This window comes from Rhodococcus sp. PvR044, assembly GCF_040548995.1.
Taxonomy (GTDB): Bacteria; Actinomycetota; Actinomycetes; order Mycobacteriales; family Mycobacteriaceae; genus Rhodococcus_G; species Rhodococcus_G oryzae.
Genome location: NZ_JBEPSX010000003.1, coordinates 64,726 through 88,431, shown reverse-complemented (window position 1 = coordinate 88,431; position 23,706 = coordinate 64,726). Strand labels below are relative to the sequence as shown.

At 70.7% G+C, this 23,706-nt stretch carries 21 protein-coding genes; 14 read left to right on the top strand and 7 right to left on the bottom strand.

What is annotated here, in order from left to right:
• Nucleotides 1-184 precede the first annotated feature (184 nt).
• Nucleotides 185-2,029 carry a galactan 5-O-arabinofuranosyltransferase gene (locus ABIC28_RS08875; RefSeq protein ID WP_354578825.1) on the top strand — a complete coding sequence of 615 codons (1,845 nt, stop codon included), beginning with the start codon at nucleotides 185-187 and terminating at the stop codon, nucleotides 2,027-2,029.
• Nucleotides 2,030-2,081: 52 nt separating this feature from the next.
• On the opposite strand, the gene ABIC28_RS08870 is transcribed toward ABIC28_RS08875, so the two are convergent.
• Nucleotides 2,082-2,519: a DoxX family protein gene (locus tag ABIC28_RS08870; protein ID WP_097214114.1), complete on the bottom strand. Its 438-nt coding sequence runs from the start codon at nucleotides 2,517-2,519 to the stop codon at nucleotides 2,082-2,084.
• A gap of 95 nt (nucleotides 2,520-2,614) precedes the next feature.
• Nucleotides 2,615-3,085, bottom strand: a complete 471-nt coding sequence (locus ABIC28_RS08865; protein WP_257017818.1) for a MarR family winged helix-turn-helix transcriptional regulator — start codon at nucleotides 3,083-3,085, stop codon at nucleotides 2,615-2,617.
• Between the two features lie 83 nt (nucleotides 3,086-3,168).
• Between ABIC28_RS08865 and ABIC28_RS08860 the strand changes: the two genes are divergently transcribed.
• The 3 genes from ABIC28_RS08860 (at nucleotide 3,169) to ABIC28_RS08850 (ending at nucleotide 5,821) form a co-directional block, all read left to right on the top strand.
• Nucleotides 3,169-3,720: a carboxymuconolactone decarboxylase family protein gene (locus ABIC28_RS08860; RefSeq protein ID WP_245221076.1), complete on the top strand. Its 552-nt coding sequence runs from the start codon at nucleotides 3,169-3,171 to the stop codon at nucleotides 3,718-3,720.
• 131 nt (nucleotides 3,721-3,851) lie between these two features.
• Nucleotides 3,852-4,535, top strand: coding sequence for a TetR/AcrR family transcriptional regulator (locus ABIC28_RS08855; protein WP_354578486.1), 684 nt, complete (start codon nucleotides 3,852-3,854; stop codon nucleotides 4,533-4,535).
• A 56-nt stretch (nucleotides 4,536-4,591) separates the two neighbouring features.
• On the top strand, nucleotides 4,592-5,821 hold the full coding sequence (locus tag ABIC28_RS08850; RefSeq protein WP_354578484.1) for a serine hydrolase domain-containing protein: 1,230 nt from the start codon (nucleotides 4,592-4,594) through the stop codon (nucleotides 5,819-5,821).
• Here ABIC28_RS08850 and ABIC28_RS08845 read toward each other — a convergent pair.
• Together ABIC28_RS08845 and ABIC28_RS08840 are read right to left on the bottom strand one after the other, a co-directional pair.
• Nucleotides 5,818-6,411 (bottom strand): TIGR03086 family metal-binding protein, encoded by a 594-nt coding sequence (locus ABIC28_RS08845; protein ID WP_354578482.1) that lies wholly within the window; start codon nucleotides 6,409-6,411, stop codon nucleotides 5,818-5,820. The two genes, ABIC28_RS08850 and ABIC28_RS08845, sit on opposite strands and share 4 nt — an antisense overlap.
• Entirely contained in the window at nucleotides 6,408-7,394 is a 987-nt protein-coding gene (locus tag ABIC28_RS08840) for a sigma-70 family RNA polymerase sigma factor (RefSeq protein WP_097214119.1), read from the bottom strand. The genes ABIC28_RS08845 and ABIC28_RS08840 overlap by 4 nt, the downstream gene beginning before the upstream one ends.
• Nucleotides 7,395-7,531: 137 nt before the next feature.
• Here ABIC28_RS08840 and ABIC28_RS08835 point away from each other — a divergent pair, with 137 nt between their 5' ends.
• On the top strand, nucleotides 7,532-7,765 hold the full coding sequence (locus tag ABIC28_RS08835; RefSeq protein WP_354578480.1) for a hypothetical protein: 234 nt from the start codon (nucleotides 7,532-7,534) through the stop codon (nucleotides 7,763-7,765).
• A 9-nt stretch (nucleotides 7,766-7,774) separates the two neighbouring features.
• On the opposite strand, the gene map is transcribed toward ABIC28_RS08835, so the two are convergent.
• A complete protein-coding gene (gene map, locus ABIC28_RS08830; protein ID WP_209927893.1) occupies nucleotides 7,775-8,542 on the bottom strand; it encodes a type I methionyl aminopeptidase in 768 nt (255 codons plus the stop codon).
• 52 nt (nucleotides 8,543-8,594) lie between these two features.
• Here map and ABIC28_RS08825 point away from each other — a divergent pair, with 52 nt between their 5' ends.
• The 3 genes from ABIC28_RS08825 to ABIC28_RS08815 all read left to right on the top strand — a co-directional run bounded on the left by ABIC28_RS08825 (nucleotide 8,595) and on the right by ABIC28_RS08815 (nucleotide 10,331).
• Nucleotides 8,595-8,864: a helix-turn-helix domain-containing protein gene (locus tag ABIC28_RS08825; protein WP_097214121.1), complete on the top strand. Its 270-nt coding sequence runs from the start codon at nucleotides 8,595-8,597 to the stop codon at nucleotides 8,862-8,864.
• Between the two features lie 96 nt (nucleotides 8,865-8,960).
• The gene (locus ABIC28_RS08820) at nucleotides 8,961-9,605 is read left to right on the top strand and encodes a dihydrofolate reductase family protein (RefSeq protein WP_257017819.1); all 645 of its coding nucleotides are present in this window, start codon (nucleotides 8,961-8,963) and stop codon (nucleotides 9,603-9,605) included.
• Nucleotides 9,606-9,794: 189 nt separating this feature from the next.
• Nucleotides 9,795-10,331 (top strand): VOC family protein, encoded by a 537-nt coding sequence (locus ABIC28_RS08815; RefSeq protein WP_097214122.1) that lies wholly within the window; start codon nucleotides 9,795-9,797, stop codon nucleotides 10,329-10,331.
• Here the strand turns inward: ABIC28_RS08815 and ABIC28_RS08810 are convergent.
• Together ABIC28_RS08810 and ABIC28_RS08805 are read right to left on the bottom strand one after the other, a co-directional pair.
• Nucleotides 10,328-10,909 carry an erythromycin esterase family protein gene (locus ABIC28_RS08810; protein WP_354578823.1) on the bottom strand — a complete coding sequence of 194 codons (582 nt, stop codon included), beginning with the start codon at nucleotides 10,907-10,909 and terminating at the stop codon, nucleotides 10,328-10,330. The genes ABIC28_RS08815 and ABIC28_RS08810 overlap by 4 nt on opposite strands.
• Nucleotides 10,909-11,529, bottom strand: a complete 621-nt coding sequence (locus ABIC28_RS08805) for an erythromycin esterase family protein (protein ID WP_354578476.1) — start codon at nucleotides 11,527-11,529, stop codon at nucleotides 10,909-10,911. The genes ABIC28_RS08810 and ABIC28_RS08805 overlap by 1 nt, the downstream gene beginning before the upstream one ends.
• A 27-nt stretch (nucleotides 11,530-11,556) precedes the next feature.
• Between ABIC28_RS08805 and ABIC28_RS08800 the strand changes: the two genes are divergently transcribed.
• The 6 genes from ABIC28_RS08800 to ABIC28_RS08775 all read left to right on the top strand — a co-directional run bounded on the left by ABIC28_RS08800 (nucleotide 11,557) and on the right by ABIC28_RS08775 (nucleotide 23,703).
• Complete coding sequence (locus ABIC28_RS08800) at nucleotides 11,557-12,363, top strand: TioE family transcriptional regulator (RefSeq protein ID WP_097214123.1); 807 nt, start codon at nucleotides 11,557-11,559, stop codon at nucleotides 12,361-12,363.
• Nucleotides 12,364-12,405: 42 nt separating this feature from the next.
• A complete protein-coding gene (locus ABIC28_RS08795; RefSeq protein WP_097214168.1) occupies nucleotides 12,406-14,049 on the top strand; it encodes a GMC oxidoreductase in 1,644 nt (547 codons plus the stop codon).
• Between the two features lie 103 nt (nucleotides 14,050-14,152).
• Complete coding sequence (locus ABIC28_RS08790; RefSeq protein ID WP_097214124.1) at nucleotides 14,153-15,943, top strand: glycosyl transferase; 1,791 nt, start codon at nucleotides 14,153-14,155, stop codon at nucleotides 15,941-15,943.
• Nucleotides 15,944-15,973: 30 nt separating this feature from the next.
• Nucleotides 15,974-19,285 carry an arabinosyltransferase domain-containing protein gene (locus ABIC28_RS08785; RefSeq protein ID WP_257017821.1) on the top strand — a complete coding sequence of 1,104 codons (3,312 nt, stop codon included), beginning with the start codon at nucleotides 15,974-15,976 and terminating at the stop codon, nucleotides 19,283-19,285.
• Between the two features lie 171 nt (nucleotides 19,286-19,456).
• On the top strand, nucleotides 19,457-22,765 hold the full coding sequence (locus tag ABIC28_RS08780) for an arabinosyltransferase domain-containing protein (protein ID WP_354578472.1): 3,309 nt from the start codon (nucleotides 19,457-19,459) through the stop codon (nucleotides 22,763-22,765).
• Nucleotides 22,766-22,848: 83 nt separating this feature from the next.
• Entirely contained in the window at nucleotides 22,849-23,703 is an 855-nt protein-coding gene (locus tag ABIC28_RS08775) for a dienelactone hydrolase family protein (protein ID WP_097214126.1), read from the top strand.
• Nucleotides 23,704-23,706: the final 3 nt, after the last annotated feature.

Below are 23,706 nucleotides of genomic sequence, written 5' to 3'. Positions count from 1 at the left end.
CCCAAGGGCGCCGATTCGGCCACCCCCGCAACCCCGCCGCGGCGCCCGCGTCCGGCTCACCCTCGGTTCACTAAGCTCAGTGCTCGTGACTGACGCTCCCGCAGCTCCGATCCCCGACACAGCTCCGAGCACGTCCGCGGCCCGCAGGGATCCGCTGCGTCGCGCGGCATCCACCGCCGGGGAGATGGGGCTGGCGGCGGTCGTCGCGGCCGCCGTCGCCGCGGTCGGGCTGATCGCCTTCGGGCTGGTGGACTGGCCTGCGTTCAACTCCTCCAACGTCACCCAGGCGCTGACCACGGTCGGGCAGGTCGTGACCTTGGCGGCGCTGGGTCTGTCGGTGTGGCTGCTGCGGGCCCGCCGCGCGGTGGTCGCGGCGAAACTGCTGTCCTGGGCCGCGCTGTCCGGCTTCGTCACCGTCACCCTCGGGATGCCGCTGGCCGCGACGAAGCTGTACCTGCACGGCATCTCGGTGGACCAGGAGTTCCGCACCGAGTTCCTCACCCGGATGACGGACACCGCCCGGCTCGACGACATGACCTACGCGGACCTGCCCTCGTTCTACCCGGCGGGCTGGTTCTGGGTCGGCGGCCGGGTCGCGAATCTGCTCGGCATGGAGGGCTGGGAAGCGTTCAAGCCGTACGCGATCGCCTCCATCGCGGTGGCCGCCGTCGTGTCGCTGGTGTTGTGGTCGAAGCTGATCCGCGACCACGTGGCGGTGCTGGTCGCGACGGCCGTGACGGCGATCGCGCTGGCCTACGCATCCCCCGAGGCGTACAGCGCGGTCCTCGTGGTGCTGCTGCCGCCGGTGCTGGTGCTGGCCTGGGGCGGGCTGTACCGACCGGGCCGGAGCGGGGCCGACGGCTGGGGTGCGATCGTCGGGACGGGCATCTTCCTCGGCGTCGCCGCCACCTTCTACACCCTCTACCTCGGCTGGGCGGCGTTCGCGGTGACGCTGATGGCCGTGCTCGCCGCCGCGCTCGCGGTGCGGGCCAACGGGCTACGGGCGGCGCTGGACCCGCTGCTCCGGCTGGCGGTGACGGGCGTGATCGCCGGGCTCATCGCGTTGATCGTGTGGCTGCCGTACCTGAACGCGCTGCGCACCGGCCCGACCGCGAGCTCGGGCACGGCACTGCACTACCTGCCCGATTCGGGCGCCCACCTGCCCCTGCCGATGTTCCATTTCTCGCTGCTCGGCGGCCTCTGCCTGCTCGGCACGGTGTGGCTGGTCGGCCGCACCTCGTCCTCGCGGCGCGCGCAGGCGCTCGGGATCGGCGTCGCCGCCGTGTACGCCTGGTGGCTGCTCTCGATGGCCGTGACGGCGATCGGCAACACCCTGCTGTCCTTCCGCCTCGAACCGGTGCTGTGGGTCCTGCTCGGCGCCGCAGGCGTTTTCGGGTTCCTCGACTTCGCGCGCTGGACGATCCTGGCGACCAGCGAGAATCCGCGGGTCCGGGCCGCGATCGTCGCGATCGGCGCGCTGGGCGCGCTGGCATTCGCCCAGAACATCCCGCAGGTGCTCGCCTCGGAGATCACCACCGCGTACACCGACACCGACGGCAACGGCGAGCGGGCGGACAAGCGGCCGCCCGGCGCCGCCTCCTACTACGACGAGGTCGACGCGGCGATCACCGCGCAGCGCCCTGGACCGCGCTCCGACACCGTGGTGCTCACCGCCGACACCAGCTTCCTCAGCTTCTACCCGTACTTCGGCTTCCAGGGGCTGACGTCGCACTACGCGAACCCGTTGGCGCAGTTCGACCGCCGCGCCGCCGCGATCGCCGGCTGGTCCGAGACCGAGAGCCCCGACGAGCTGGTCCGGGCCATGGACGAAAGCCCCTGGCGCACACCGGATGTATTCGTCTTCCGCAAGGGGTCCGACGGCTACACGCTGCGCCTGGCGGAGGACGTGTACCCCAACGATCCGAACGTGCGCCGCTACACCGTGACCTTCCCGGAGAAGCTGTTCGACGACCCCCGGTTCACCACCACCGAGGTCGGTCCGTTCGTGATCGTCACCCGGGTCGGCTGAACACGGCTGTCCCCCACACCGGTTCGGTGCGGGGGACGGCATCCGAGGTCGGTCAGCCGCGGACGAGCGGCATGATCGCGCGCACCCGCAGATCGCGCAGGTACAGCCCGCCCCACACCAGGATGCCGAAGTAGATCGGCGCGAGGGTGGTGCTCAGGATGGGCTGCTCGGTGAGCAGGTTGGTGGCCACGGCACCGCCGAGGTAGCCGGTCAGCAGGACCGCACCGAGGATCGACGTGACGGGCACGACGTAGAGGGCGAGGCAGATCAGCAGCACCACACCGAAGACCCTGTTCAGGCTCGGGTCGAACCCGAGGTCGGCCATCGCGGTGCGCACCTGCTCGACGTTGGCGATGTGGGTGAGCGAGTCGAAGAGGAAGAACACGACGACCAGCCCGGTGATGATCAGGCCTGCGATCCGGGCACCCCGCGAGGGGGCGGCCGAGCCGGCGGCGGGTGCGGTGGTCGTGGTGTGCGGCGTGGTGGTCATGGCGGGCTCCGATGCTGGATTGCTTCGTGCATGGCGCGCGAAGCGGTTGCCATATAGACCGGCGACGACCGCAAAACTCATCGCGCGCGGGTCAATTATCCGCCGAACCAGGCCTGCGCGTCGAGACGGAAGCCCTGACCAGCGGTGACGGCGCGCAGATCGGACTCCAACGCGCGCAGCCGTTCCGGCCCGATCGTCGCCGCCCAGTCCGCCTGCAGTCGGTCGAATGCGACCGCGGACCGTCGCAGGCTGTCGAGCCCCCGCTCGGTGAGCACCACCCGCTTGCTGCGGGCGTCCGACGGGTCGCTCTCGCGCGCCACGTAACCGAGGCCCTCGAGCCGATCGACCGTCTTGCCCGCCGCCTGCTTGGAGACGCCGAGCCGTCGTCCCAGCTCGCTCGCGCTGGTCCCCGCGATCCCGATGGCTTGCATCGCGAATCCGTAGGCGGGCCGCATGTCCGGGTGCCCTTGCTCTGCCAGCTGGCGATGCACCTCGTCGATCAGTGTCCGGAATCCGGCGAACAGCAGCAGCGGCAGCTCGTAGCCGGGGCTCTCATCGACGGCCACGGCGCACCCCTTGCCGAATATAGACAACCATGTTTACTATATGGACAACCACGTTGACGATATTACCGCAGAGAGGACGCCAGATGCCCTTCACCCACCACACAGCCCAGACCGCCCCCGGCGCCGCCCGCCCGACCATGGCGACCATCGAGGGGAAGTTCGGGTTCCTGCCCGCCCCCGTGGCGCTCATGTCGGAATCGCCGGAGCTACTGCAGGCCTTCACCCGGTCGAACGCCCTGTTCGAGCGCAGCACGCTCACCGAACTCGAACGCGAGGTGCTGGTCCTGACCATCGCGACGCGCAACGAGTGTCACGTCTGCGTCGCCCTGCACACCGCCTCCCTCACCCGTGCCGCGGCGCCGGAGCAGCTGGTCACGGACCTCCGCTCCCGGCAGCCGCTCTCCGACCCGCGACTCGAGGCCATCCGCAGGTTCACGCTCGAGGTCCTGGACGCCGCGGGCGGGGTCGATGAGGCGCAGATGCAGGCGTTCCTCGACCACGGCTTCACGCGCCGCAACGCCCTCGAGGTCGTACTCGGGGTCGGCACCTACACGCTGTCCACCTTCGCCAATCGGATGACCGAGGCGCCGCTTGACCCGCCGTTCGCACCGTTCGCCTGGGACGGCGCCGCGTAGCACTTTCGCCGTTTGCCCCCACCGCCACATCAGCGTTGTCATCATTGATGACAACGACGATGACAGGCGGCCCGTGAGTCCTTCTGACCCCAGGGCGGACCAGAAGGACTCACGGCGGGAGGGATACAGGGATGGCCGAGGAGAGTTCGCGCACGCGACTGACGCCGGAGGTGATCGTGGACGCCGCCGTGCGGATCGCCGCGCGGGGCCGCCCCGACGGACTGACCGGACGTGCCCTCGGCGAGGAGCTCGGCGTGGACCGGTCGGCGGTCTGGCGGCACTTCTCCGACAAGGACGCGCTCCTGCGAGCCGTCGGCGACCGTCTATTGACGATGGCGCACGATCGCGTCCCCGCCGGGCTCGGCCCGAAGGAGCGGATGGAACACCTCGCCGGCGCCGTGGTCGCGGTGTTCACCGAGCATCCCCATGTCGGCGCCGCCGTGGCCCCGCGCACGACCCGCGGCCCTGGCGAGTTCGCCCTGGTCGAGATGATGCTCGCCGCGCTCGGCGAGCTGGGGCTGGAGCCGGCGGATGTGGTCCGCTACCAACGGATGATGGCCGAGGCCGTGCTTTCCTACGCGGGGATGCAGGCCGGCCACGCGCTGCTGCCGGACAAGCTGCGCGCGGGCGACGAACGCGCCTGGACCCACGAGTACGTCGGCGCGGACCCGGGGCGTTACCCCGCGATCGCCGCACACGCGTCTGCCCTGGCCGAGGTGGGCCCGGATCTGGTACTCGCCACCATGATCGAGGCCTTCTGGACCGCGCTCGACGCCAAGGCCGACACCGCGTCCGCCCGCGTGCGCACGGACTGACCCGGCCCCGCAAGGCGCCAAAGACCCACCCACCCGATATCGAGGATCACCCACGCATGACCGAGCCAAGCACCACCACCGAGCCCACCACCGTCGCCGAGCCCACCGTCGCCGAGCCGCCTCGCAAGCGCTCCCGGCTGTGTACGGCCGCGATCGTCGTCCCGGTGGCCGCCGCGACGCTGGTGGCGGCTACCTATGCGGCCGCCGCGGCGCTCGAGATCCCCGCGCCGCCGACCCTGGCCCGGCTGCTGACCGAGGCCCCGTCGAAGCAGGGCGAGCTGTATCCATCTCGCGCAGTGGCGGCCTCGCCGGATCCCGCTCCGCTGCAGTCGAACTCGATTCCGCTGCCGGACTCGGTGCCGTGGCGGGGCGAGCAGATCCCGGTCACGCAGTTCCTCGAGACCACCCACACCAACGCCTTCCTGGTGCTGCGGGACGGCGCACTCACCAACGAGTGGTACCGCGACGGCGTCGAGGCCACGACACCGATGGCCTCGTGGTCGATGGCCAAGTCCGTCGTCTCGCTGATGATCGGTCAGGCCATCGACGCGGGCAAGCTCAGCGAGGACGACCGGCTGGTCGACGTCCTGCCGGAGCTCGCCACCGGCGGGGAGTACGACACCGTGACGGTGCGTCACCTGCTGGACATGACCGCGGGCGTCGATGTGTCCGAGAACTACAACCCGTACTGGCCGCTGACCGGCACGGCCCGGATGTACCTGACCCAGGACCTCGACGAGTTCGTCGCCGACCACCGCGAGGTCACCTACAGCCCGGGCAGCGAGGGCGACTACCGGAGCGTCGAGACCCAGCTCCTGGGACAGGTGCTGGCCCGGGTCGAGGGGAGACCGCTGACCGAGCTGCTCGAGCGGAACCTGTGGGCCCCGATCGGCGCCGAGGACGGCGCCACCTGGAACCTCGACCGGGACGGCGGCCAGGAGAAGGCGTTCTGCTGCCTCAACGCGACCGCCCGCGACTACGCCAAGATCGGCCAGCTCGTGCTCGATGGCGGGCGCGCGGGCGACACCCAGGTGGTCCCGCCCGCCTGGATCGAACGCATCAGCGCCCCTGCCCCGCACCAGGTCTCGAGCTCGCCGTGGGGCTACTCCGCGCAGTGGTGGCACCCCACCCCAGACAGCCCGGACCTGTCCGCGCTCGGTGTCTACGGCCAGTACACCTACGTCGACCCGGCCACCGGCACAGTCATCGTCAAGCTCAGCGACCACGGCACCGAGCAGGACGAGCAGGAGACCTTCGAGGTGTTGCGGGCGATTGCCGGCGCCTAGGCGCGCGAGTCGCGGCCGAGGAAGGCCAGCAGCCGCTCCCCCGGCCCCGCCCCCTCCGACAACTCGACGGGGGCGGCGAAGCGCGCCGGCCGGTCCGCATCACTGACGAAAAGCGTTGCACAGGTGCGCAGTTCCTCGGCGAGGTCCGGCGGGATCGGCCGGTTGCGCCCGCACGCCCTTGCGACGTCCCACCCGTGCACGGCGATCTCCAGCGCACCGGCAGCGGGCACGATGCCCGCGGCCATCGAGACGCCGCCGATCTGGATCCCCTCCGGATCACCCGAACGAGCCCACGCACCGAGCAGTCGGCAGGCGCGATCACACAGCGCCGCAACGGGATCGGACTCGGGATCGGCCGCGCCCGCGGCGGGTACCAGCGCGATGTGCCGGTCCAGAGCGGCCTCCTGCAGAGTGCCGAGGGCATCGTTCATGTGCGCCAACAGCTGTCGGAGGTCCCACCCGCGACAGGGCGTGGCCCGGTCCATCGACTCCTCCGTCACGAGCTGCAGGCTGCCCAACGTGTAGGCGATCGAACGCTCCAGCAACGCGACCGGGTCGGCCAGCGGCCACGCGACCGCGGCGCCCGTCATGACCCGACCGGCAGCGTCTCGGGCAGCCCGAACTTGCCGAACAGCGACACGTCGAAGAACACCGTCACATGACCGATCCCCGACGGCCCGAGCGAGACCACCTGCAGCTGGAAGGCGGAGTACCCGCCGTCGGGTTCGCGCATGTACATCGCGAACGCGGGCTGCCCGTTCGACACCGTGGGGATCAGCTTCATGTCCCCGGGACCATTTGCGGGGCAGTTGTTCTCGATGAGGGTGCGGATCGCATCGGGGCCCTGGTACCAGCCGACGAAGGGCGGCATCTCCCAGACGGCGTCCTGGGTGAACAGCTCCTTGAGCGCGGCCATGTCGTACGTCTCGAAGGCGGCCATGTACTTGTCAAGCAGCTCGCGCTGATCCGGCGCGACCGGCTCCACGACGGCGTCCTCGGCGGGCGAGGCCTGATCGATCTGCGCGCGGGCGCGCTGCAGGGCGCTGTTCACGGCCGCCGTGCTGATGCCGAGCAGTTCCGCGACCTCCGCGGCAGGCCAGGCCAGCACCTCGCGCAGGATCAGCACCGCCCGCTGCTTCGGCGGCAGGAACTGCAGGGCGGCGATCAACGCCAGCCGGATGCTCTCGCGGGAGGTCGCGACCACAGCCGGGTCGCTCGCGGCGGTGCCGAGGAGGGCATCCGGGATCGGCTCGAGCCAGGGCACCTCGCCCTGCTCGACGAGTTCGCCTGCGGGATCCGAGCTCGGCGCGCCGAGGCCGGTGGGCAGCGGGCGCTTGCCCTTGCTCTCCAGCGCGGTCAGGCAGGTGGTTGTCGCGATCCGGTACAGCCAGGTACGCAGCGAGGAGCGACCCTCGAACTTCTCGTAGGCGCGCCACGCCTTCAGGTACACCTCCTGCACCAGATCCTCGGCGTCGTGCACCGAACCGGACATCCGGTAACAGTGCGCCAACAACTCCCGCCGATACGGCTCCGCCAGCGGAGCAAAGTCCTCCTGAACCGCGCCCTCTGTCATCGCTTCCCACCCTTCGTCGAATGCCTTCCCGAGTACAGACCAGCCGCGCGGTGAAAACTCATCGGTCTCGCGCGATGAATTTTCGTGCCACGTTCGGTCAGTACAGAGGAACACGATCCGAGGAGCGAGGGAAGCCCATGTCCGAGACGTCCGAAACACCGCAGCAGAACCCCGTGTACAAGGCGATTTCACGGGACGGCACCGTCATTGCGTACGAGCGGTCCGGCGACGGCCGGCCGATCATCATCGTGGGAGGCGCCGCGGAGATGATCCCCGGCGCCCGGCACCGCGCGCTCGACGGCGGCTTCCACGACGTCCCGCCCGAGACCCTCGCGCCGGTGCTGCTCGATCACCTGACGGCGGCCTCGTGATCGCGGCCCTCAGGCGGCGGTGAGGATCAGCGGCCCGTCCGGGGTGATGGCGATGGTGTGTTCGCTGTGCGCCGCGCGGGTTCCGTCGAGAGTGCGCAGCGTCCAGCCGTCCGGGTCGTGCCGGTAGTCGTCGGTGCCGCCGCCGATGAGCATCGGCTCGAGCGCGAGCACCAGGCCCGCGCGCAGCTTCATCCCCCGGCCGCGCCGTCCCTCGTTGGGCACGTCGGGGTCCTCGTGCATGGCGCGGCCGATGCCGTGGCCGCCGTGATCGGCGAGGACCCCACGCCCCCTGCTCCTGGCGAAGGCGCCGATGGCGTCGGCGATGTCACCGATCCGGTTCCCCACCCGCGCGGCCTCGATGCCCCGCGCGAGCGCCGCCTCGGTGTCCGCGATCAGGCTCAGGTCCTCGGGGTCGGCCTCACCGACCACGAAGCTGATCGCCGAGTCACCGCACCACCCGTCGAGATAGGCCCCGCAATCCAGGCTCACCAGGTCGCCGTCGGCGAGCCGGTGGTCCGTCGGGATGCCGTGCACGATCGCGTCGTTGACGCTGGCGCACACCACGCCGGGGAACGGCGACGGCGCCCAGGCGGGGTGGTAGTCGAGGAAGGCCGGGGTGGCGCCCGCCTCTCGGATCACCGCCGCGGCGGCCGCGTCGAGGTCGCGCAGGCTCACCCCGACCGCTGCCGTGGCCCGCGCCGCCGCGAGGGCCTGCGCCACCACCCGTCCGGCCGCCCGCATCGAACGCACCTCATCCTCGGTCTTTATCTCGACCATTCCCACTCCACCTCCGGTTACGAATAACTATACCGGTATTACTATAGGCATCATGGTGCGCGTGCCGCTGACGGCGGAGGAACTCGAACGGGGCAGGCGGCTCGGCGAGCTGCTGCGCGGGGCCCGCGGCGAGGCCAGCATGGTCGAGGTCGCGCTGGACGCCGGCATCTCCGTGGAGACGCTGCGCAAGATCGAGACCGGACGGATCGCGACGCCCGCGTTCTTCACCGTCGCCGCCCTCGCCCAGGTTCTCGGCCTGTCGCTGGACCTGGTCGCCGAAGCCCTGGCCGATCCGCCTTCGCGGCGCGAGGCGGCCTCGTAGCCTGCCGTTCCTGGGATGCCGGTCAGCCTTCCGATGAGTTTGTGCGTCTCCGGGAGTCTCTACTTTGATCACCATCATCGAGAGTGGGAGCACAGAGTGAGTCAGCAGCTACTGCGGGTCCAGAACTTCAATGTTTCGAGTGACGGAATCGGCGCCGGGGAAAACCAGAGCTTCGAGAGCCCGTTCGGCCTCGACCCCGGTGCCATGTTCGCGTGGGGCGGCGCCACGGCCAGCTGGCCCACCCGCACCGACCCCGGCGGCAGCCGCGGCCTCGACGACTACTTCACACGAGACTTCGCCCGCAACATCGGCGCCGAGATCATGGGACGCAACAAGTTCGGCCCCCAGCGCGGCCCTTGGGAGGATCACGAATGGCGCGGGTGGTGGGGCGAGGAGCCACCGTTCCACACCCCGGTGTTCGTCATGACCCACCACAAGCGGCCCTCGTTCACGCTCTCCGACACGACGTTCCATTTCGTCGACGGCGACCCGGCCACGATCCTCGAGCAGGCTCGCGAGGCAGCGCAGGGCAAGGACGTCCGACTCGGCGGCGGAGTCACCGCCATCAAGCAGTTCCTCGACGCCGACCTCGTCGACACCATGCACGTGGCGGTCTCCCCGATAACGTTCGGATCCGGGCTCCGGCTCTGGGAGTCACCGGAAGAACTGCGCGACCGGTTCCACCTCGAGATCGTGCCCAGCCCGAGTGGTGTGGCCCACCACCTGTTCTGGCGGAAATGACCCGGGGAACCGCTCACGGATAAGAAACAGTCCGATCACCGACCAGCTAGGGTCACCCGGGTCGACACGACCCGGGTGTCCTGGTCACCCGCCCCTGCATGCTGGTCCCTCTCAGGCTGCCCGATCCTGACTACCGGCGGTGCAAACCGCGGACAGCCGCTGACCGCATTCGATGACAGCCTCGCAGGCATGACCACGAGAGCGCTGATCCGATCCAATTCCGACCTGCACAATGGCTACGGCAGCCTGAACGCCTTCGCGGCGGTGAAGGGCCGTGGCGGCGCCCGGGCGTTCATCCGGTTCCTCACCGAGGTGCTCGACGGCCGAGAAACCGAGGAAGCGCACGCGGTGGACACCGACGGGTTGCTGATCCACGCGGAGGTCCGGATCGGCGACTCCTGCCTGATGGTCGTCGACTCCAAGCCGGACTGGGCGTTCACCCCCGCGCTGCTCCAGGTGAACGTCGCCGACTGCGACGAGGTACTCCGGCGCGCCGGCGACCGAGGCTCCCGGGTGATCACATCGACCACGCCGTTCTACGGCGACAGCTCCCTCGCCCGGTTCGTCGACCCCTGGCACAACGTGTGGTGGCTGTTCGGCCCGGCGATCGAGGGCGCACCCGAACCGACATGGGATCCCGACGCCCTCGCCGAGGAGTCGAGGATCCACGCCACGATCTGCGAGGCGATGCGCACCCTCTCGCCGCCTGCCCCCGGCGAGGCCTAGCCGGGAGCGTGCGTGAGCGCCGTTGCGCCGGAGCTGATGTACAGGATCGCACCGACCGTGTCGAGGGTCGCCCGGTCGAGCGGGAAGTAGCCCTGTGCCGGCGTGTTGTCGGTGCGGGTGCGACCGGCGGCGACCTCGGCGGCGGGCGTCAGACCCCAGGTGGCGACCCGGGCCTGGAGGAAGCCTTCGTAGGTGTCCGGTTCCGGGTCGCCGAGCCCGATCGCGTCGCTGCGGCCGAGGCTGCCCGCGATGAAGGCGTACCGGTCGCCCACCAGTGACCCGACGATGGCGCCGACGCTGAACCACTCGAGGTCCATCTCCCCCATCCGCATGGTGCTCGGGCGCTCCTGCAGGTGGCTGTTGTGCGCGAAGACCAGCGTCGCTCCCCGCCGATCCTCGATGCTTCGGATGTCGAGGAGGTTTCGGGCCATGAGCGCGTCGCGGGTGCCCAGCAGGAGCGATATCCGCTCGCTCTCGTCGATGCGCTGCGCCGCCTGCCTGTGGTAGCGGAGCAGGCCGAGGCCTGCCGTGAGATACGTTTCGGCCCTGTGCCATTCGGCGCGCGATGTGGTCGCGATCAGTTCCGGCGCCCGTACGTAGAGCGTGGTGAGCAGGTCGTCCGCAGCCGTTCGGCCTCGGCCGTGGCGCCGATCGACGCGGCCGAGTCCATCACCGCTTCGGCGCGGCTCCAGCGTTCGTCATCGCCACAGAGGCCCGCGATGTCGAGGTCGAGCCCCAGATAGTCGCGGGCGTGTTCGAGGTAGCGTCGCGGGCTGGGTGCGCTGGTGTTCTCCGTCGAGGCGTCCACGCCGTGAAAGGCCAATCGCTCTGTCGGCGGCCTGTTCTCGTTGTAGTCGCGCATCCAGCCAACCAGTTCCCGGTTGGCCTCCAGGTCCCCGAGGCCGTGCGAGAAGCCCTCGCTCATCGCCAGATCAAGGCTCCCGACCCCCTCCTGCACGAAGTCGTTCACGGTGAGCGCTGCCACGCGATCGGTCTCCAGGGCGATCGACCGGAAGCCGCGGTCGACCAGTTGCGCGAACAGTTCGTTGCGGACCCGCGCGAACGCGGGTTCCAGATGCGTCGGCTCTCCGAGCGCGAGAATGTCACATGATGCGGGTACGAAGTCTCTGATGTCCTGGCTCATGTGTCTCAATCGTATCGTTGAAAGATCCGTCGAGACTTGTGAAGCATCAGCCACCGAGATACCCGGTAAAGTCTCAAATCGATGATCAACCTGCGACCATCCGACCTCGCGCGCGAGCACGGCATTTCGACCCAGGCGGTCCGCAACTACGAGCGGGACGGCTTCATCCCACCCGCCGACCGCACGCCCAGTGGCTACCGGGTCTACACCGAGGTGCATGCGGCGGCGCTGCGCGCCTACCTCGCACTCCTCCCGGCGTACGGCCATGCGGCAAGCGGACAGATCATGAACGCACTCCACGATGGCGAACTCGACGACTTCCTGATGATCATCGACCGCGGCCACAGCCAGTCCCTCCGCGACCGGGACACCCTCGAGGCCGTCAGGAAGGCGGTGCGTCACCTGACAGCCGATTCCGGTCCCGCCACGGACCCATCGGACGGCACCGAAACAAGAACCATCGGCGAACTCGCGCACCACCTCCGCGTCACCCCTGCGACGCTTCGCAATTGGGAGGATTCCGGCATCCTCGCCCCGGCACGCGACGCGGCCACCGGGTACCGCCGCTACCGCGCGATCGACGTCCGCGACGCCGACCTCGCCCATCTCCTCCGGCGAGGGGGCTATCCGCTGGACCGCATCGCCGCCGTGGTCCAGCAGGTCCGAAGCGCCGGCGGCACAGACGCTGTGGCCGCCGCGCTGGACGACTGGCAACGACGGCTCACCGCCCAGGGTCTCGCCATGCTCGACGCGGCCGGCGAGCTCGGCCGCTACGTGGAATCGCTCGACCGCGCCCTGCCAGAGCCGGTCACGGCATCCGGCGCGCGGCACCAGCCTCCGACCGAGCACCGTCGCGGCCATCCGACGCGCTCCCAATTTATTGTTTAACTATTCGATTGCGCAGCGGCCGCGTAGGTTGCCGACGTGACCATCGACGAGCGAGCACCGCAACCCAACCCGAACCGCCGGTCCCTCCTGCGCGGCGCCGCCTTGAGCGTCGGCGCGCTGGCCGCGGGCGCGGCCCTCGGGCCCCTCACCGCCGCGCGAGCGGGCGCCTCCCCAACGGCGTTGAGCGGCAAGACCGCCGTGGTGGTCGGCAGCGGATTCGGTGGCGCGGTCGCGGCGCTGAGGCTCGGCCAGGCCGGCGTCCGGACCACGGTCCTCGAGCGCGGCAGGCGCTGGCCGGTCAACCCGGACGGCACCACCTTCTGCACGATCAACGAACCCGACGGCCGATCCGCGTGGTTCGCCGACCACCCGCCGATCAACCAGCTGACGCGGCTGCAGTCCATCGCCCGGTACCCGGGCCTCATCGACCGGGTGTACGGCAACGGAATCGACGCCATCTACGGCGTCGGGGTCGGCGGCGGCTCGCTCGCGTTCGGCGCGTTCACGCCGCAGCCCCGGCGCAAGGATTTCGCCACGGTCTTCCCCGCCCAGATCGACTACGACGAGCTCGACCGGACGTACTACCCGCGCGCCAAGAAGATGCTCGGCACCTCGCCCCTCCCGGCGGACCTCCTCGCGAACCCCGCCTACCGGGGTGCGCGAGCCTGGCTGGACTACATCGAGGATTTCGGCGGCGAGCCCGTCCTGCACGACTTCTGCGTCGACTGGGACGTCGTCCGCGCGGAGCTCGCCGGCCGCACCCCCGCGTCGTACTCGATCGGTGAGGGCCCGTACGGCAGCAACTCCGGCGCCAAGAACAGCGTCGACCGCAACTACCTGCCCGAGGCCGAGGCCACCGGGAACGTGACGATCCTCCCGCTGCACGAGGTCATCGAGATCCGGGAGATCTCCGGGCAGGACCGGTTCGAGGTCGTGGTCAAGCGGATCGACGAGTCCGGCGCGGTGCGTGAACACCAGACGCTCGTGGCCGACTACGTGTTCATGGCGGCCGGCTCGTACTACACCTCCGCGCTGCTCGCGACCGCCAAGGCGAAGGGCTCGCTGACCCGGCTGAACGACCACGTCGGCAAGGGATACGGCAACAACGGCGACTTCCTGATCGCCCGCGGACTCCTGCGCCGGGACTGCGGCGCCAAGCAGGGCGGCCCCGGCGTCGCGGTGATGTACGACGACGACAATCCGGACGGCCCGATCTCGATGTCCTGGGAGGCGTCGCCGTTCCCGGACATCGCGGGCGGCTCGAACATGGCGAACCTGATCCAGGTCATCTCGGACGAACGCGGCTCGATCGACTACAACCCGGCGACCGGGCGAGCGGAACTGAACTACCCGTTCGGCGAGTCGAACAGCAACGTGGACGCGCGCGGGCGGAACTTCGCAGGCCGTTTCCACGAGCGGACCGAGACCCGGTTCGGTTCGCCCGCCACCGGGATCCCGATCTACACCCGGCTCAGCGACTTCGGCTCCGGGTGCACGTGGCACGGCCTCGGCGGCATGGTGATGGGCCGGGCGTGCAGCCACGAGGGCCAGGTCGACGGCTACTCCAACCTGTTCGTCGTCGACGGCGCCCTGCTGCCGGGGTCCTCCGCGATGGTCAACCCGGCGCTGACGATCACCGCGGTGGCGGAGCGCTGCATGGACCGCTTCGTGGCTGCCCGGTCCTGAGCCCGGCCGACCGCCGACAGGAACCTCACAGGGGCCGGTGAGTACGGTGGCCGGGGCCAAGGGCTCGGCAATCCGTCGGCCCGCCGACGGACAGGAACGTGCAATGCCCCAGGCACCGATGCTGGCGGATCCCGCGAGGACCTCGACCACACCGAGGTCCGCGCGCGCCGTCGTCGGGCGCCTGCGGGGACACCGGGCCGGGCCGGACGTGGCCGCCGCGCTCGGGTTCACCGCGCTCGCGATGGTGGTGCTCGGTCGCCAGTGGCGCTCCCCCACCGTCGGCTACCTGACCGGCAGCGGCCAGGACCAGCGGATGTGGGAGTGGTTCTTCGCGGTCGCGGCGCACTCGGTCACCCGGCTGGAGAACCCCCTGGGCACGCTCCTGCAGAACTACCCGGATGGCGTGAACCTGATGGCCAACACGGCCATGTTCGGCGTCAGCATCCCGCTCGCGCCCGTCACGCTACTGTTCGGCCCGACCGCGACCTGGACGCTGGTGCTGACCGCGGGCCTGGCAGGGACCGCCTTCGCCTGGTACTGGCTGCTGTCCCGGTTCGCGGTGCGGTCGCGGGCCGCGGCGGCCGTCGGCGGGCTGTTCTGCGGGTTCGCCCCTGGGATGATCTCGCACGCCAACGGTCACCCGAACTTCGTGGCGCTGGCGCTGCTGCCGCTGATCCTCGGCTGCGTGATCCGGCTCAGCCGCGGTGCGGGCGTCCGGACCACGATCGCGCTCGGACTGCTGGTCGCGGCGCAGATCCTGCTCGGCGAGGAACCGCTGCTCATCTGCGCCATGTCCTTCGCCGTGTTCACGGTGGCGTACTTCGCCTTTCGGCCGCGGCTCGCAGGCGCCGCGGTGCGGTCCGCGTGGCGGCCGCTGCTGTTCGCGGCGGCGATCGCGCTGGCGATCACCGCGATCCCGTTGTGGTGGCAGTTCTTCGGGCCGCAGAGCTACCGGGTCATCGACCACGGGGCGATGGGCAACGATCTCAAGGCGCTGCTGCAGTTCCCGGAGCAGTCGCTCGGCGGGCGCACCAACCCCGGGCAGGACGTCTCGATCGGCGCCACCGAGGAGAACGCCTACTTCGGCTGGCCCCTGCTGGCCCTCGTCGCCGCGGCGTCGGCCTGGTTGTGGCGCTCACCGCTCGCGCGGGCGGCGACGGTGACGACGCTCGCGATGGGCGTGCTCTCGCTCGGGTCCGAGCTGACCGTCGGGCGGAACAAGACCGGGATCACCCTGCCGTGGGCCTGGTTCGAGCACGTCCCGCTGCTCGAATCGGTGCTCGAGACCAGGTTCGCGATGGGAGCGGTCCCCGCCATCGCGCTGCTGCTGGCGATGGCGACGGACCGGGCCGTCCGCGAGCGGGCGACGCTGGTGCCCTGGTGCATCTGTCTGGTGCTCGCACTGCTGCCGCTGACCCCGATGCCGCTCCCCGCGGTCGACCGCAAACCCGCTCCCGAGTTCTTCGCCGACGGGACCTGGCGCGGATACGTCGACGACGGCTCCGTCGTGACGGTCCCGCTGCCAAGGCCCGAGGACGCGCGCGCGCTGTCCTGGCAGGCCAAGGCCGATTTCGGCTTCCCGCTCGCGGGCGGTTACTTCGTCGGACCGGCCGGCGCCGCCAAGAAGGCCAAGTACGGCCCGGACGATCGGCCGACGGCGCTGTTGCTGGCCCAGGTGGACAAGACCGGCGCGGCGCCGACGATCACCGACGAACTGCGCGCGCAGGCGGTCGCGGACCTGAGGTTCTGGCGGGCCGACGTGCTAGTGCTCCCGCCGGGAAAGAACCGTCAGGTGCTCCGCGAGACGGTGAGCGAGCTGCTCCGGGACAGCGGCCATGCCGCCGACGACGTCTGGGTGTGGGATGTGCGCGCCCTGGTCGCCGCGGGTCACTGACCCGGGCGCCGTCCCATACGATCGGACCTTGTGTCCGACGCGCCTGAATCCACGCCAGCCGACCGCACCTCCCTGCGCACCGCCCGCCTGATCGCGGTTGTCGCGGGTCTGGCCGGGCTGCTGCTGGCCGTCCTCACCCCGCTGCTGCCGGTCAAGCAGACCACCGCGAGCGTGTCCTGGCCGCAGAACGGCGCACTGACCAGCGTGTCCGCGCCGCTGGTCAGCTACGAACCGCTCAGCCTCAGCGCGCACATCCCGTGCGCGGTGGCGACGCAGCTACCGCCCGACGGGCAGGTCCTGCTCTCCACCGCCCCGAAGCAGGCGGCGGACGCCGAGCTCGACGGCCTCACCGTCAAGGTCGCGGGCGATCCCGCGAGCGAGACCGGCCGCGAGGTGCAGGTGATCCTGCGCAACAGCGTGCTGCTCTCGGCACCGCTGGCCGACGTCGCCGCGAAGTGCTCGGCGATCACCGTGTTCTCGGACGCCGCGCACACCACCGCCACCTTCGCCGGGCTGACCGACGACGCCGGCGAGCCGCTGAGCGTCGACGTCGCAGGCGACCTGCGCCCGCAGATGGTCGGCATCTTCAGCGACCTCAAGGGCGCCGCCGCAAACGGCACAGGGGGCACCGCCCCCGCCGGCCTCGAGGTCCGCGCGGACATCGATTCGCGGTTCTCCTCCAGCCCCACGGTGTTCAAGCTGCTCGCGATCGTCGTCGGGACGCTGGCCACGCTGATCGCGCTGATCGCGCTGCACCGCCTCGACAACACCGACGGCCGCGCGGCGCGCCGCTTCCTGCCCCGGCACTGGTTGCGGTTCACCGGCGTCGACGGTCTGGTGGTCGGCACCCTGGCGCTGTGGCACTTCATCGGCGCGAACACCTCCGACGACGGTTACCTGCTGAACATGGCCAGGGTGTCGGAACAGGCCGGCTACATGGCCAACTACTTCCGCTGGTTCGGCGTCCCCGAGGCCCCGTTCGGCTGGTACTACGAGGTGCTGGCCGCAATGGCCAAGATCTCGACCGCCAGCCCGTGGATGCGCCTGCCCGCGCTGCTCGCAGGCATCCTCTGCTGGATGGTGATCAGCCGCGAGGTGATCCCGCGCCTCGGTAACGCGGTGCGCCACAACCGGATCGCGATCTGGACCGCCGGACTGGTCTTCCTCGCGTTCTGGCTGCCCTACAACAACGGCCTGCGACCCGAGCCGATCATCGCGCTCGGCGCGCTGCTGACCTGGTGCTCGATCGAACGCGCGATCGCCACCGGCAGGCTGCTGCCCGCCGCGGTCGGCGTGCTCATCGCGGCGTTCTCGCTGGCGGCCGGGCCGACCGGGGTGATCGCCGTCGCCGCGCTGATCGTCGGTGCCCGGCCGATCACGGCGATCCTGGTCACGCGGGCCCGCCAGGTGGGGTGGCTGCCGCTGCTCGCGCCGGTCGCCGCGGCGGGCACCCTGGTGCTGGCCGTGGTCTTCGCCGACCAGACCCTCGCGACCGTGCTCGAGGCGACCCGGGTCCGCACCCTGGTCGGCCCGAACGTGAAGTGGTTCGACGAATACCACCGCTACGACGCCCTGATGAACGTCTCCCCGGATGGGTCGCTGGCCCGCCGGTTCGGCGTGTTCACGATGATCCTCTGCCTGGTCGTCTGCGCGATGATCATGCTGCGCCGGGGTGGCAAGATCCCGGGCGCCGCCGCCGGTCCGTCGCGGCGCATCCTCGGCATCGTGTTCGGCTCGCTGGTGCTGATGATGTTCACCCCCACCAAGTGGACCCACCACTTCGGCGTGTACGCGGGCCTGGCGGCTTCCATCGCCGCGCTGACCGCCGTCGCGGTCGCCGCGGCCACGCTCCGCTCGCGCCGCAACCGCACGCTGTTCGCGTCGGGCGTGCTGTTCCTGCTCGCGCTGGCCTTCACCGGCTCTAACGGCTGGTGGTACGTCTCCAGCTACGGCGTGCCGTGGTGGGACAAGCCGCCGTCCATCGGCGGCAACGCCTTCTCCACCGCGTTGCTCGGCCTGGCGGTGCTGGCGCTGCTGCTGGCGGGCTGGCAGCACCTGCGGGCCCCGTACCGGCCGGAGGAGCAGGCGGCCCCGCCGCGCGGGCTGCGGGCGCTGCTCGGTTCCCCGCTCACGCTCGCGGCCGCCTTCGTGGTGCTCTTCGAGGTGCTGTCCCTGGCCAAGGCCGCGGTCGCGCAGTATCCGGCGTACTCGGTGGCCCGCTCGAACGTCGAGGCACTCGCGGGCGACACCTGCGCGCTGGCCGACGACGTGCTCGTCGAGTCCGACGCGAACGCAGGCACGCTCATCCCGGTGAGCCCGTCGGACAATCCGCTGGGCGCGGAGTCGGACGCCGGCTTCACCCCCAACGGGGTCCCCGTCGACCTGACCGCCGACGAGGAGAACAAGGCCGCGGGCGGCGCGAACACCATCGACAGCGACGCCACCACGACCACATCCGGCACCGCGTCGGGCACCGGCGGCGGCACCGGCAGCACGGGCATCAACGGCAGCTCCGTGGCGCTGCCGTTCGGGCTCGACCCGGCGCGTACCCCGGTCCTCGGCAGCTACCAGACCGGCGAGCAGTCCACCGCGAAGCTCACCTCCGGGTGGTACGGGCTGCCGGATACCGGCTCTGCCGGTACATCGACGCAGCGGAGCGATGCGGCGCCGATCCTGGTGGTCACAGCCGCGGGCCGGATCCGGTCCGTCGACGCCGACGGCGTCGTCACCTACGGCCAGGACCTCGTCGTCGAGTACGGCGCCCCCGCAGCCGACGGGACGATCGAGGCACGCGGCAGCCTGCTGCCCATCGACATCGGCCCGTCGCCGTCGTGGCGGAACCTCCGGGTCCCGATGGCCGACATCCCAGCCGATGCCACCGCCGTGCGGCTGGTCGCGAACGACCACGACCTCTCCCAGCGGCAGTGGCTGGCCGTCACGCCGCCCCGGGTGCCGCAGCTGCGGACGCTGAACGAGGTGGTCGGCTCGAGCGCACCGGTGCTGCTGGACTGGTCCGTCGGCCTGTCCTTCCCCTGCCAGCGGCCGTTCGACCACGAGTACGGGGTCGCGGAGGCGCCCGAGTACCGGATCCTGCCGGACCGGGTCGGCGCCGACTCCACCAACGGCTGGCAGGACAGCCTCGGCGGCGGACCTCTCGGCTGGACCGACCTGCTGCTCGCCGCGCAGACGATGCCCAGCTACCTCGACCGCGACTGGGACCGCGACTGGGGCTCGCTGGAGCGGTTCACCCCGCTCGACGAATCCGCGGTGCCTGCCCGGGTGGACACCGCGACGGTGACCCGTTCCGGGCTGTGGGACCCGGGGCCGATCCCGGCGCGGTGACGGCGGCTGCGATCGCGAACCCCGTGATCGCAGCCGATCCCTCCGCCGCAGCGGCCGACCAGGCCGCTGAGCTGGGGTTCAGGGCTGCGTCACGGGGGCGTGGATCACCGATTACAGAGATTCTCCGTAGCGATGTGAACGCCGACCGACCCTCGCCTACCATCGTGAACCGTGCCCGACGTCGTGACAGCCCCTGAACCAGCCATTTCCGCACCGCCGCCACCGGTCGACTTCAGAGCGAAGTACCGCACCGCGCGGCTGATCGCGGTCGTCACCGGTCTGCTCGGTGCGCTGTTCGCGTTGGCGACGCCGTTCCTGCCGGTCACCCAGACGACGTCCACCATGAACTGGCCGCAGGCGGGGGTCGCCGCGAGCGTCGACGCGCCGCTGATGGCCCAGGTGCCGATCGACCTGCAGGCAACGGTGCCGTGCGCGCTGGTCCGCGAGCTGCCCCGTGAGGGCGGCCTGCTGCTGGCCACCGCCCCGCCGCAGGGCACGGACGCCCCGCTCAACGCGATGTTCATGCGGGTCACCGCCGACACCGTGGACGTGCTCGACCGCAACGTGGTCGTCGCATCCGCCCCGCGGGCCCGGGTCGAGGCCGGTGGCTGCACGGCCATCACCTTCAGCTCCGACATCAACAGCACCACCGCCACCTTCGAGGGGCTGTCCATCGGCGGCAACCCGGTCACCGGCACCCTGACCGGAGACCTGCGGCCTCAGGTGGTCGGCGTCTTCACCAGCCTGGACGGCCCCGCCCCCGCCGGACTCTCGTTGACGGCGAACATCGATTCCCGGTTCACCTCCTCCCCCACGCTGATCAAGAGCGCGGCGATGGTGCTCGCGGTCCTGCTGACCATCTCCTCACTGGTCGCGCTCGCCCGTCTCGACGGCACCGACGGCCGCGGCCACCGGCGCTTCTTCCCGTCGCACTGGTGGCGGTTCAAGCCGGTCGACGGCGCGGTCGTCGGCGTCCTGCTGGTCTGGCACTTCATCGGCGCGAACACCGCGGACGACGGCTACCTGCTCACGATGGCCCGGGTGTCGGAGCACGCCGGCTACATGGCCAACTACTTCCGCTGGTTCGGTGTCCCCGAGGCCCCGTTCGGCTGGTACTACGAGGTGCTGGCCGCGATGGCCAAGATCTCCACGGCCAGCCCCTGGATGCGCCTGCCCGCGCTGCTGGCAGGCATCCTCTGCTGGCTGGTCATCAGCCGCGAGGTGATCCCCCGCCTCGGCCGCGCGGTTCGGCACAGCTCCGCCGCGGTGTGGACCGGCGGGCTGGTGTTCCTCGCGTTCTGGATGGCCTACAACAACGGCCTGCGCCCGGAGCCGATCGTGGCCCTCGGCGCGCTGCTGACCTGGTGCTCGGTGGAGCGCGCCATCGCCACCGGCAGGCTGCTGCCCGCCGCGGTCGCGATCCTGATCGCCGCGTTCTCGCTCGGCGCCGCCCCGACCGGCCTGATGTGTGTGGCGGCCCTGCTGGCCGGCGCCCGGCCGATGGTCCGGATCCTGGTCCGCAGGCACCGCGAGGTCGGCGCCTGGCCGCTGATCTCCCCGCTGCTCGCGGCGGGCACCGTGGTGCTCGTCGTGGTGTTCGCCGACCAGACCTTCGCGGGCGTCCGCGAGGCCACCCGGGTGCGCAGCCTGATCGGCCCGAACATGAACTGGTACGAGGAGTTCCTCCGGTACTACTACCTGTTCGTGCAGACGGTCGACGGTTCCGTGGCCCGCCGGTTCGCGTTCCTTGTGATGATCCTCTGCCTGTTCACCACGCTGTTCGTGCTGTTGCGCCGCAAGAAGATCCCTGGCGCGGCGGTCGGCCCGTCGTGGCGCCTGCTCGGCGTGGTGTTCGGAACCATCTTCTTCATGATGTTCAACCCCACCAAGTGGACCCACCACTTCGGTGCGTACGCGGGCATCGCCGGTTCGCTGGCCGCGCTCACCGCGGTGGCGGTCTCCGCCTCCGCGCTGCGCTCGCGCCGCAACCGCACCATGTTCGCGGCGGGACTGCTCCTGGTGCTCGCCTTCTCCTTCTCCGGCATCAACGGCTGGTGGTACGTCTCCAGCTACGGCATCCCGTGGTTCGACAAGACCGTCTCGCTCGGCGGTAGGCAGCTGAACTCGGCGTTGCTCGCGCTGTTCGTCGTCGCCGTGCTGGTCGTCGCATGGCAGTACTTCCGCGAGGACTTCATCGGCACCGAGGTGAAGGCGTCCAGCGAGAAGGGCAGGCGCATCAAGAAGTTCGCGGCCGTGCCGCTGACGGTGGTGGCCGCGCTGATGGTGCTGTTCGAGGTGCTCTCGCTGGTCAAGGGCGCGGTCTCCCAGTACCCGGCGTACTCGCTGGCCCGCTCCAACATCGACGCCGTCACCGGGTCGCCGTGCGGTCTGGCCGACGACGTGCTGACCGAGGCGGATCCGAACGCCGGCCGACTGCAGCCGGTCATCGACCCGTCGGATCCTCCCCTGAATCCGAACAACCCCCTCGGCGGCAGCGATCCGACCGGGTTCAGCCCGAACGGCGTGCCCACCGACCTGTCCGCGGACTACACCGAGGTCAAGCCCGGCCAGTCGAACACCGACGGCCAGACGGTCGGCCCGAACTTCGCCACCGGCGCGGGCGCCGGCACCGAGGGCGGCACCGGGGCGGTCGGCGTCAACGGCAGCAACGTCAAGCTGCCGTACGGCCTGAACCCCGCGACCACCCCGGTCCTTGGCAGCTACCAGACCGGGATCCAGGAGCCGGCCAGCCTGACCTCCAGCTGGTACGGACTGCCTGCCCGCAGCGAGCAGTCGCCTCTGGTCGTGATCTCCGCGGCCGGGCGCATCTGGTCGGAGAGCAAGGACGGCGAGGTCACCTACGGTCAGTCGCTGCTGCTCGAGTCCGGGCACCGCGAGGCCGACGGCACGATCACCGCGCTCGGCACCTACCTGCCCAAGGACATCGGCCCGGCACCGTCCTGGCGGAACCTGCGGGTGCCGATCGACGAGCTGCCCGCCGGCACCGACGTGGTCCGGATCGTCGCGAACGACCCGAACCTGACCGGCGATCAGTGGCTCGCGTTCACCCCGCCGCGGGTACCGCAGCTGCAGTCGCTCAACGACTACATCGGCACAACCCAGCCGGTGCTGCTCGACTGGGCGGTCGGCCTGCAGTTCCCCTGCCAGCGCCCGTTCGACCACAAGTACGGCGTCGCCGAGGTCCCCGGGTTCCGCATCCTCCCCGACCGCCCGCTCGCGGTCAGCTCCACCGACACCTGGCAGTCCCACGAGAACGGCGGACCGCTCGGCTGGACCGAGATGCTCGCGGAGGCATCCACGGTGCCGACCTACCTGGTCGACGACTGGGGCCGCGACTGGGGCGCACTGGAGCGGTACACGCCGTACTTCCCACAGGCTGAGGCCGCCGTCGTCGACACCGGCGAGGTGCGACGCTCCGGCTTCTGGAGCCCCGGCATGATGCGCGTGTACGAGAAGTAGTCGCCCGCCCGACGAAGACCGGCTCCCCACACGGGGAGCCGGTCTTCGTCGCATCGGAGGGTCGGCGGCCGCATACTCGGTAGATGCCGGACGACGACCTGAGCGATTTCGAGGCCGCACATTTCACCCACGACGGCACGACGCGCGCGATCTACCGCCGCGGCACCGGTCCGGCGGTGATCATCATGGCGGAGATCCCTGGCATCACCCCGAAGGTGCTCGAGTTCGCCCGCCGGGTCGCCGAGATCGGGTGCACGGCAGTGCTTCCGCACCTTTTCGGGCGCCCCGGCCGGGATCCGGATCCGGGCACCCACGGACGGGTCGCGACAGCGGCCGACACGGTCACCACCATGGTCCCGGTCTGTGTCAGCCGCGAGTTCACGATCCTGGCGACCGGGCGCAGCTCGCCGGTGATCACGTGGCTGCGGGCGCTGGCGGCCCACGAGCACGATCGGTGCGGCGGACCAGGGGTCGGCGCGGTCGGCATGTGCTTCACCGGCGGCTACGCACTCGCGATGGCCGTTGACGACGTCCTGGTCGCCCCGGTCCTGTCGCAGCCCTCGCTGCCCCTCGCCGTCTCCGCGCGCCGACGGCGAACCATCGACATCTCGCCCGGTGACCTGGCCAGGGTGAAGCAGCGCTGCGCGAACGGGCTGACCGTCCTGGGACTGCGCTTCGACTCCGACCGTCTCTCACCGGCCGAACGCTTCGACTTCCTCCGCGAACAGCTCGGCGACGCCTTCGTGGCCGTCGAGATCGACGGCGGCGCCGCGAACCCGGACGGGCTGCTGCCCCCGCATTCGGTGCTGACCGAGCACCTCATCGACGAGCCCGGTCAGCCCACCCGCGCCGCGCTCGACCAGGTCCTCGACCTGATGCGGACGCGGTTGCTGACGCCGGCCGCGGACCCCGACGCCGGACCTGTCGATCCGGCGTGAGCC